Source organism: Fructilactobacillus sp. X7R9C1 (genome assembly GCF_059901005.1).
In genome coordinates, this window is record NZ_JBWXVG010000033.1 from 1 (window position 1) to 1,354 (window position 1,354).

4 protein-coding genes are annotated in these 1,354 nt (G+C 37.1%); all 4 read left to right on the forward strand.

What is annotated here, in order from left to right; translation table 11 throughout:
* The first annotated feature begins 159 nt into the window (after positions 1–159).
* Entirely contained in the window at positions 160–297 is a 138-nt protein-coding gene (locus AC6UD0_RS07210) for an XkdX family protein (RefSeq protein WP_500708676.1), read from the forward strand.
* Positions 298–314: 17 nt separating this feature from the next.
* Positions 315–719 (forward strand): hypothetical protein, encoded by a 405-nt coding sequence (locus AC6UD0_RS07215; protein WP_500708677.1) that lies wholly within the window; start codon positions 315–317, stop codon positions 717–719.
* A complete protein-coding gene (locus AC6UD0_RS07220) occupies positions 716–1,063 on the forward strand; it encodes a hypothetical protein (RefSeq protein ID WP_500708678.1) in 348 nt (115 codons plus the stop codon). The genes AC6UD0_RS07215 and AC6UD0_RS07220 overlap by 4 nt, the downstream gene beginning before the upstream one ends.
* The coding region (locus AC6UD0_RS07225; protein WP_500708679.1) for a hypothetical protein at positions 1,053–1,354 on the forward strand (302 nt) is incomplete at its 3' end. The genes AC6UD0_RS07220 and AC6UD0_RS07225, both read left to right, overlap by 11 nt.

Consider the following 1,354-nt stretch of genomic DNA (forward strand, 5'->3'; position numbering starts at 1 on the left):
TTTAAACGAATCCGGTGACAACACCGAAGAGAAAGTTGTTAAACTGCAAACCACTCTAGGCTTCTCGATGCAACAAACTGCTGACGTAGTTAAGTCCAATGAAGAATTAGAGCAAAAGGTTGCCTTTTTGGCCACTCAAATTAATGGAGGTAAATAAACATGACATGGAAATCATTTATTCAAGATTTTTACAACGATAAAATTTATGATCAAAAGGACGTTGCAGGCTTTATTAAAACAGGACAGATTACACCATCCGATTATAAAGATATTACGGGGCAAGATTATGTAGCATAAAGAAAGGTGGTAATGAGATGTGGAAAAAGTTATGGAAAAACTTTAAACACAATCGCGTTGTTACTCTCATTGGACTTGAAACCGTTGCCTTAGGAATTTATTTATTAATTTATAAACGGCTTTTCTTTGAAGAACATGATCGACTAGCTCATTTAATCTCACACACGCAAGACCCTGCACTAGCAGTATTACTGATTATTATCGGTATTGCTGCTTTTTTTGTGGGCATTTTTGGCATTAGAAAGTTCAATGCACATAATCTAGCGCTCTCAGCAATGTTAGGTGTCTGGGTATGTTACTTCATTATCTTTGTTTGGCATGACTTTTATAGTCCAGGACTACCGATTCATTTATCTAGTGTGTTGATGGCGTTCTTGATTATCAACATTGTCGCTGAATTGTTTGGCGGTGATCGACGTTGAACACAGAAATAATTGTAGCCGTAGTCACGGGTCTGTTTACGTTCCTGGCTAGTTTTCTGGGAGCTAAGTACAGCCACAAAGATAATTCCAATAAGACCAAAGCTGATATCGAATTAGCTTATACGCAACACATGCCCGAATTTTGGGAACAGTTAAATAAAATTACGAAAGAGCGAGACGACCTTCGCGATAAAGTTGATGACTTGGTTTCTAAAATTCAAGAACAGTCACGGATTATTACCGAGCAAAGCCAAGAAATTAAGCGCTTGAATACCAAGATTAATAATTTAACCAACAAAGTCACGATGGAAGACGCAATGAAAGGAAAGAACAATGTCAGATAAATTAAAAAATATTTGGAAAAGTGTTTGTGAGGTCTTAAAGAAGACCAAGTTAATGAATAATGATAACCACTTTAATATGCGGTCCTGTGTCACTTTTATTTGTGGTGTTTATGTCACTGTGGCGATTATTTGTACGATGTTAGGAATCACTAACCCGATTCATTGGGACGATTTAGCTAAGTTAATAACTACCGTATTCGCTATTGGTGCAACACTTGGAATTATTGACGACCAAACCGATGTCCCAGAGGATCCTAAAGACGGAATCGCTAAGAAAGATGAAAAGGAGAA

Bases quoted from the DNA above. Each gene is read 5' to 3' on its own strand.
- AC6UD0_RS07215 (WP_500708677.1), top strand. From the start codon at position 315: ATGTGGAAAAAGTTATGGAAAAACTTTAAACACAATCGCGTTGTTACT.
- AC6UD0_RS07210 (WP_500708676.1), top strand. From the start codon at position 160: ATGACATGGAAATCATTTATTCAAGATTTTTACAACGATAAAATTTAT.